Annotated in this window: 7 protein-coding genes; 5 read left to right on the plus strand and 2 right to left on the minus strand. The window is 73.8% G+C overall.

What is annotated here, in order from left to right; all coding sequences use genetic code 11:
* Positions 1–86 precede the first annotated feature (86 nt).
* Both FNH09_RS24765 and FNH09_RS24770 read left to right on the plus strand, forming a co-directional pair.
* Complete coding sequence (locus tag FNH09_RS24765; RefSeq protein ID WP_152891637.1) at positions 87–896, plus strand: alpha/beta fold hydrolase; 810 nt, start codon at positions 87–89, stop codon at positions 894–896.
* 129 nt (positions 897–1,025) lie between these two features.
* On the plus strand, positions 1,026–1,817 hold the full coding sequence (locus FNH09_RS24770) for an SAM-dependent methyltransferase (protein ID WP_152891639.1): 792 nt from the start codon (positions 1,026–1,028) through the stop codon (positions 1,815–1,817).
* On the opposite strand, the gene FNH09_RS24775 is transcribed toward FNH09_RS24770, so the two are convergent.
* Both FNH09_RS24775 and FNH09_RS24780 read right to left on the minus strand, forming a co-directional pair.
* Complete coding sequence (locus FNH09_RS24775; protein ID WP_152891641.1) at positions 1,807–3,051, minus strand: amidohydrolase; 1,245 nt, start codon at positions 3,049–3,051, stop codon at positions 1,807–1,809. The two genes, FNH09_RS24770 and FNH09_RS24775, sit on opposite strands and share 11 nt — an antisense overlap.
* A 65-nt stretch (positions 3,052–3,116) precedes the next feature.
* Positions 3,117–3,998, minus strand: coding sequence for a Cof-type HAD-IIB family hydrolase (locus FNH09_RS24780; RefSeq protein WP_152891643.1), 882 nt, complete (start codon positions 3,996–3,998; stop codon positions 3,117–3,119).
* A gap of 637 nt (positions 3,999–4,635) precedes the next feature.
* On the opposite strand from FNH09_RS24780, the gene FNH09_RS24790 reads away from it, so the two are divergent.
* From FNH09_RS24790 to FNH09_RS24800, 3 genes are read left to right on the plus strand one after another with little or no spacing between them, the layout of a single operon-like run.
* Positions 4,636–6,039 (plus strand): type I glutamate--ammonia ligase, encoded by a 1,404-nt coding sequence (locus FNH09_RS24790; RefSeq protein ID WP_152891646.1) that lies wholly within the window; start codon positions 4,636–4,638, stop codon positions 6,037–6,039.
* Between the two features lies 1 nt (position 6,040).
* A complete protein-coding gene (locus tag FNH09_RS24795) occupies positions 6,041–7,198 on the plus strand; it encodes an amidohydrolase family protein (RefSeq protein WP_162469043.1) in 1,158 nt (385 codons plus the stop codon).
* A 24-nt stretch (positions 7,199–7,222) separates the two neighbouring features.
* The gene (locus FNH09_RS24800; protein WP_162469045.1) at positions 7,223–7,753 is read left to right on the plus strand and encodes an NUDIX hydrolase family protein; all 531 of its coding nucleotides are present in this window, start codon (positions 7,223–7,225) and stop codon (positions 7,751–7,753) included.
* The last annotated feature ends 162 nt before the right edge of the window (positions 7,754–7,915 follow it).

Below are 7,915 nucleotides of genomic sequence, written 5' to 3' on the forward strand. Positions count from 1 at the left end.
AGCACTGCTAGTTTTCGATGATAGACCGTCCCCCGGTCACCTGGGAAGATCCTCCCGAGATCCTCGCCGACCCGACCGGAGGAGTCATGGCCGACACTCGCGAGCACGTGTTCAGCGGCACCCGGGGCAGGGTCGTCGCCCGCGAGTGGCCGCACGAGCGGCCGCGGTACCTCGCGCTCCTGGTGCACGGCTACGGCGAGCACATCGGCCGGTACGAGGGCGTGGCCGCGGCGCTCGGGGCGCACGGCGCGGCCGTCTTCGGGCCCGACCACCAGGGGCACGGCAGGTCGGCGGGCGAGCGCGTGCTGATCGAGGACTTCGAGGACGTCGTCGACGACGTACGGGCGGTGGCCGAACGGGCCGCCGCCGCGCACCCGGACCTGCCGCTGGTCGTGGTGGGGCACTCCATGGGCGGTCTGGTCGCCGCGCGGTACGCGCAGCGCCACGGGGACACGGTCGCCGCGCTGGTGCTGTCCGGGCCGGTGATCGGGGCGTGGGAGACGCCCGGCCTGCTGCTCGCCCACGACGAGATCCCGGACGTCCCCGTCAGCCCGGCCGCGCTCTCCCGCGACCCGGCGGTCGGCGCCGCCTACGCGGCGGATCCCCTGGTCTGGCACGGCCCGATGAAACGGCCGACGCTGGAGGCGTTCGTACGGACCCTGGAGACCGTCGCGAAGAGCGGCGACGTCGGCCGGCTGCCGCTGCTGTGGCTGCACGGCACCGACGACCGGCTCGTCCCGCTGCCCGGCAGCCGGATCGGGGTCGAGCGGCTGAGCGGCGGAAACCTGGTCGAGCGGACCTACCCCGGCGCCCGGCACGAGGTGTTCAACGAGACGAACCGGGCCGAGGTGCTCGCGGACCTCGTCCGCTTCCTGGACGGCGTACCGACGGGCTGAGAAGGGCCCGGAGCATGGCCGAAGATCGCCTCCGGTCCGTGCCGACGACCATGCCAGACTGCTCGCACACATGACCGAGAACGTCGGGCGGAAGGGCATCGGGTGACCGAGAGCGGGGCGGGGGCCGCCATGCAGAGGATCGACACGACCAGGCCGCATCCGGCGCGGGTGTACGACTGGTTCCTCGGTGGGAAGGACAACTACCCGGTCGACGAGGAGCTCGGCCGCCGGATCATGGCGATCGACGCGGGCACCCGGCAGGCCGCGCAGAGCAACCGCCGGTTCATGGAGCGGGCCACCCGGATGCTGGTGCACGAGCTGGGCATCCGCCAGTTCCTCGACATCGGCTCCGGCATACCCACCGAGCCCAACCTGCACCAGATCGCCCAGTCGACCGCGCCCGAAACGCGCGTGGTGTACGTCGACAACGACCCGATCGTCCTGGCGCACGCCGACGCGCTGCTGCGCGGCACCCCGGAGGGGGTGACGAAGTACGTCCAGGCCGACGCGCGCGAGCCGGGCACGATCATCGAGCAGGCCGCGCGCTTCCTCGACCTCGACCGGCCCGTCGCCCTGTCGGTGATCGCGCTGGTGCACTTCATCGCCGACGACGACGGAGCGTACGACCTCGTCGACACGCTGGTCGGGGCGCTGGCGCCGGGAAGCTGCCTGGTGCTGTCCACGCTGACGGCCGACTTCGAGCCGGAGAACGTACAGCGCGGTATCGCGGCCTACGCGGCGGGCGGCGTGACGCTGGTGGCCCGCTCACGGCACGAGACGGCCCGCTTCTTCCAGGGCCTCGACATCGTCCAGCCGGGGGTCGTGTCCGTGACGGACTGGCGGCCGGAGCCCGCCGTGGAAGAGCCGGACTCCGGCCGCGAGCCAGTCGCGATCTACGGCGCGGTCGGCGTCAAGCGCTGAGCCGGCTCAGCGCGGCCGACACCAGCGTCCGTACGCCCGGTACCAGCACCGAAGGGTCGGGGGCGAACAGCGGGCTGTGGTTGCCCGGCACCGCCGCGACCTTCTCGGCGAGTTCCGTGCCGGGCGCCGCCTCCCACACGTCGGCCGGGGTCGAGGTCACGTACCAGTAGTCGTAGGGCACACCGGGCGGCGCCAGCAGGGAGAAGTCCTCGCTGCCCATCGCCGGTCCGAAGTCGAACACCGTGTCCGCGCCGAACAGTTCACGGTGCACGGCGGCGATCTCCGCGTCGAGCGCGGCGTCGTTGACCGTGTTCGGATAGCCGGAGCGGACCGTGATCGCGGGCGGCCGCGGGCAGCCCGCCGCCGCGCACTCGCCCTCGGTGATGCGCCGCACTGCGGCGAGGATCCGCTCGCGCACCACCGGGTCCTGGGTACGCAGGTTCAGCGCGAGCCGGGCCTCGGCGGGGATGATGTTGCGCTTCGTACCGGCGTGGAACATGCCGACCGTCAGGACCGCCGAGTCCTTCGCGGCGATCTCCCGGGAGACGACCGTCTGGAGCCGGGTGACGACGTACGCGGCGGTCACCACCGGGTCGACCGTGGACTCGGGGCGCGAGCCGTGCCCGCCGACCCCGTGCACGACGATGTCGACGTCGTCGGAGGCTGACATGGTCAGGCCCGGGGTGTGCGGGTAGAAACCGGCGAGGCCCGGCGCGACGTGCTGCCCGAACAGGACGTCGGGGCGCGGGAAGCGCTCGTGCACCCCGTCGGCCACCATCGCGCCCGCCCCGCCGCCGGACTCCTCGGCGGGCTGCCCCACCACGACCAGCGTGCCCAACCAGGTCTCCCGGGCGGCCGCGAGCGCCTCGGCGGCGCCCACCAGCCAGGTGACGTGCAGATCGTGGCCGCAGGCGTGCATCACGCCGTCGACGGTGGAGGCGTAGTCCAGACCGGTGGCCTCCTGCACGGGCAGCGCATCCATGTCGCCGCGCAGCCACACCACCGGACCGTCGCCGTTGACCAGGACGCCGACGACACCGGTGCCCGCGACGCCTTCCGTCACCGTGTACCCGGCGGCCCGCAGCCGCCGGGCGAGCCGGTCGGCGGTGCGGTGCTCCTTGAAGGACAGTTCGGGGTGCCGGTGCAGGTCCCGGTAGAAGTCCTCCAGTTCACCGGACTTCAGCCCGGAGGTCAGGTCCAGGGCGAGGCGGGCGACGGCGGCCGGTTCGGTCATGCGGCTCTGCTCCCTCGGGTCGCGGGTCGAGGAGCTCACCTTGGCACAGGACCGGTCCCCGGCGGCTACCGATCCGCCCCGCCCACCGGGAGGTCCAGCATCCGTACGACGGTGCGCAGGACGCCGTTGTCGTTGTTGGAGGGGGCCAGGTGCCGGGCCCGGCGCACCACCTCGGGGTGGGCGTTGGACATGGCGAACGACCACTCGGCGGTGTCCAGCATCTCCAGGTCGTTGAGGTAGTCCCCGAACACCATGGTCTGCGCGGGCGTGATGCCCAGGTCGCGCTGGAGGCGGCGGACGGCGGCGCCCTTGTCGGCGGTGCGGTTCATCACGTCGACCCAGTGCTCGCCGGAGACCACGACCTGGTGGGAGCGGGCGAACGGCTCCAGGGCCGGGGCGACGGTGTGCTCGGCCGACCCGAAGGCGAACAGGGCCACCTTGATGATGTCGTCGTCGACGGCGGTGACGTCCTCGACGATCCGGTGCTCCAGGTAGTACCGGCGCACCTCGGCCAGGAAGGCCTCGTCGGTGCGCTCGACGTAGGCGGCCTTCTTGCCGCACAGGATGGCGCCCATGTCGACGCCGTCGGCCACGAGCCGGCGCGCGGTGTGCGCGATCCCGTGGGCGACGGCGGGGTCCAGCGGGTCGGAGCTGAGCTCCACGCCGTCCCGGACGACGTACGTGCCGTTCTCCGCTATGAACACCATGCCCTCGGCCACCTCGGCGAACTCCCGTGCCAGGGTGGCGTACTGGCGGCCGCTGGCCGGGCTGAACAGCACGCCCCGCTCGCGCAGCAGCGCCAGCACCTCCCACAGCCCGTCCGGCACGCGCTTGTCGTCGTCCAGGAGCGTGCCGTCCATGTCCGTGACGACGAGCCGGATGTCCGCACGGGCCTCGGCGGCCGGGTGCTCGGTGGGCGTGTCGAGGGGCGCGCGGGAGTAGGGCATGTCCTGGCTTTCCACTGTGGGGGGAATTGTCCCCCATCCTACCGGGGGTACCCGCCGCGGCCGTCCCGGCCCCTGGTCAGGGCGCCGCCCGATCTCGTGTCCGGGCACCGTCCGGACTCTGACCGGAGCGCCGCGCGGCCCTCGGTCGGAGCACCGCCCGGCCGATTCCCGGGACAGGCCGATCACCGGGCGGCACAATGGCGGGGGCGTCCACCGACGCGCCTGTTCCCGGTGATCCACTAGGCCCTGTCGTCAAATTCCCGTCGTCGCCCGGAGGGCGGCCCGCGGCGTCTGGTGCGTGCTCTCGGCGTGCCGGGCGGAAGTCCTCGTACTGGACGTACTCGGGCTTTCGCCCGGTGCGGCGAGAGTGCGTGCCAGGCGTCGTGGGACAGACGGGAATTTGACGACAGGGCCTGGGTGGCCCGCGCGGACCGCGGCCCTCCGGGGCGGGCCCGACCCGCCGGACCGGCTCCGCCGCCCCGCTCGCGGTGGGCACGCGGGGCCCGACTCCCCCGACGCGGTACCGCAGTTCCGCGCGGTGGCCGTGAAACCCTGACGCGAGACCCTGACGCCAGATTCCGACGCGAGATCCTGACGCGAGACACCGAACCGACCGAGTCCGTCGAGGAGGACGTCCATGACCACCCTTGCCGATCCCGTCCCCGGCGGGCGTCCCGGTGACGTCGAGCGGGCCACCGCGCTCGCGGCCGAGCTGACCGGGCGGGGCGTGCACGGTGTCGTGCTGGCCTACGTCGACACCGCGGGCATCACCCGGGTGAAGACGGTCCCGACCGCGAAGCTGGCCGCCGCCGCGGCCTGGGGCGTCGGCATGTCACCGGTGTTCGACACCTTCCTGGCCGACGACCGCATCGTCAGCACCGACGTCCTCGGCTCCCCGGACGGCGATCTGCGCCTCTACCCCGACCTCGACCGGCTGGTCGTGCTGGCCGCGCAGCCCGGCTGGGCGTGGGCCCCGGTGGACCGGATCACGCAGGACGGCGAACGGCATCCGGGGTGCAGCCGCACGCTGCTGCGCCGTACCGTCGCCCGCGCCGAGCAGGAGAGCGGGATCTCCTTCCGGGCGGCCGTCGAGATCGAGTGGGCGGTCGGCCTCGGCGCGGCGCCCGACGGGGAGTTCCGGCCCGCGGTGTCGGGCCCGGCCTACGGCGCCGTCCGGCAGGTGGAGCTCAGCGACTTCACCGCCGAGCTGCTGGCGGCGTTCGCGGCGCAGGGCGTCGAGGTCGACCAGCTCCATCCCGAGTACGCGGCCGGGCAGTTCGAGGTCTCGGTGGGCGCGCTCGACCCGGTGGCGGCCGCCGACCGCAGCGTGCTGGTGCGGCAGACGATCCGGGCGGTGGCCCAACGGCACGCGCTGCGCGTCTCCTTCGCCCCGGCGGTCCTCGCCGAGGGCGTCGGCAACGGCGGCCATGTCCATCTGTCCGCCTGGCGCGACGGAGTGAACCTGCACTCCGGCGGCGACCGCAGACACGGCATGACGGCCGACGCGGAAGGCTTCGCGGCCGGGCTGCTCGCCCGCCTCCCGGCGCTCACCGCGGTGACCGCGCCGAGTCCGGTGAGCTATCTGCGCCTCAAACCGTCCCAGTGGGCGGGGGTGTTCACCGCCTGGGGCCTGGAGACGCGGGAGGCGGCGCTGCGCGTCATCAGGGGTACGGCGGGACAGCGCGCGCAGAGCGCCAACCTGGAGGTCAAGCCCGTGGACCTGGCCGCCAACCCCTATCTCGCCCTCGCCGCCCTGATCGCCGCCGGACTGGACGGTACGGCGTCGGGGGCGGAGCTGCCCGAGGAGATCACCGGGGACCCGGCCGGGCTCGGCGCCGAGGAGGCGGCCGCGCGGGGCGTGCGCCGGCTGCCGGTGTCGCTGGCGGAGGCGGTCGCCGAGTTCCGCAAGGACGAGGTGCTGCGCACGGCCCTGGGCCCGGTCCTGGCCGACGCGGTGATCGCGGTGCGCGAGGGGGAGATCGCGGCCGCCGAGGGGCTGGACGACGCAGGGCTGGCCGCCGCCTACCGCTGGAAGTACTGACGTGGACGGCCGCACCGGCCCGGTGCACGAGGCGCTCGCCACCCTGGCCCTGACGGACCATCACTGCCACGGGGTGCTCACCGACACTCCCGGCGACGGGGACTTCGAGTCGCTGCTCACCGAGGGCGAGGCCTGGCCCGGCAGCGGGATCTCGCCCTTCGACGCGCCGGCCGGTGTCGCCGTACGCCGCCACTGCGCGCCCCTGCTGGACCTGCCCCGGCACGTCGGCCCCGAGGAGTACCTGCGCCGCCGTGGCGAACTCGGCGCGGCGGAGGTGAACCGCCGCTTCCTGACCGCCGCCCGTACGGACGTGTTCTGCGTGGACACCGGCTTCGCCCCGTACCCCCTCACCGCCCCGGCCGCTCTCGCCGCGGCGGCCGGGGCGGGCGGGGCGGGCGCGGTGGCGTACGAGGTCGTCCGGCTGGAGAGCGTCGCCGAGGCCGTGGTGGCCGGCGGCGTGGAGCCGGACGGGTACGCGGAGGCGTTCCGGTCGGCGGCGGAGGCGGCCGTGCGGCGGCCGGGCGTGGTCGCGGTGAAGTCGGTGGCCGCCTACCGCACGGGCTTCGACCTGGACCCGGCGCGGCCCACGGCGGCGGAAGTCACCGCCGCGGCCCGGCGCTTCACGGCGGACGGCGGCCGGCTGGCCGATCCCGTCCTGGTGCGCCACCTGCTGTGGACCGCAGTCGACCTCGGTCTCCCGCTCCAACTGCACACCGGTTTCGGCGACAACGACATCCGCCTGCACCGGGTGGATCCCACCCTGCTCACCGACTGGCTCCACCTGGTGGCAGGCACGATCCCGGTGCTGCTGCACTGCTGGCCCTACCAGCGCCAGGCCGGCTATCTGGCGGCCGTGTTCGAGCAGGTGTACCTGGACGTGGGGCTCACGCTCCATCACGTCGGCCCGGTCCGAGCGCGGGCGGTCCTGGAGGAGGCACTGGAGCTCACGCCGCCGCGCAAACTGCTGTACAGCTCGGACGCCTATGGTGTGGCCGAGTTCTACTGGCTGGGCGCGCTGGCGTTCCGCCGGGGGCTGGCCGAACTGCTCCAGGCCCGGGTGGACGCCGACGAGCTGGGCCTGCCCGACGCGCTGCGGTTCGCGCGATGGGCGGGAGCCGACAACGCCCGCCGGGTCTACCGGTTTTCCGACAGCCACTGAAAGTATGATCAAGCAATGTCTGACATGACAGAGACCACGCCCGGTTGGCTGAGTTCCGACGACCTCGAACAGGCGCGTGCCCGCATGCCGATCCTGTACGTCGAGGCCGTACCCGTCCGTGTCGACGACAACGGAGAGGTCGTCAGTATCGGACTGCTCCTGGGCATCGGCCCGGACGGCACGGTCAGCCGGACCCTGGTGTCCGGCCGGGTACTGCACCACGAGCGCCTGCGGGACGCCCTGCTGCGTCACCTGGAGAAGGACCTGGGCCCGGTGGCCCTGCCCCGGGTCCCGGTGTCGATGCAGCCGTTCACCGTCGCGGAGTACTTCCCGACGCACGGCGTCACGCCGTACCACGACCCGCGCCAGCACGCGGTGTCCCTCGCCTACATCGTCCCGGTGACCGGCGACTGCCGGCCTCGCCAGGACGCCCTGGACCTGGTCTGGTTCAGCCCCCAGGAGGCGGCGTCGCCCGCGGTGCAGAGCGAGATGCCGGGCGGCCACGGCTTCCTGCTGCGGCAGGCGCTCGCACACGTGGGCCTGTCGGCGTCCTGACCGCGACGCCGCCCGTCCCGGCCCGCCGGGACGGGCGAGGACCCTGCCCTGGGCGGCCGGGATGGGTGCGCGCGGTGTCCCGGGCGGCCGGGGTAGGAGCGAGCGGTGCCCTGGGCGGCCGGGGTCGGTGCGCGCAGTGGCCCGGGCGGCCGGGGTCGGGGC

The organism is Streptomyces adustus, from assembly GCF_009377175.1.
GTDB lineage: Bacteria > Actinomycetota > Actinomycetes > Streptomycetales > Streptomycetaceae > Streptomyces > Streptomyces adustus.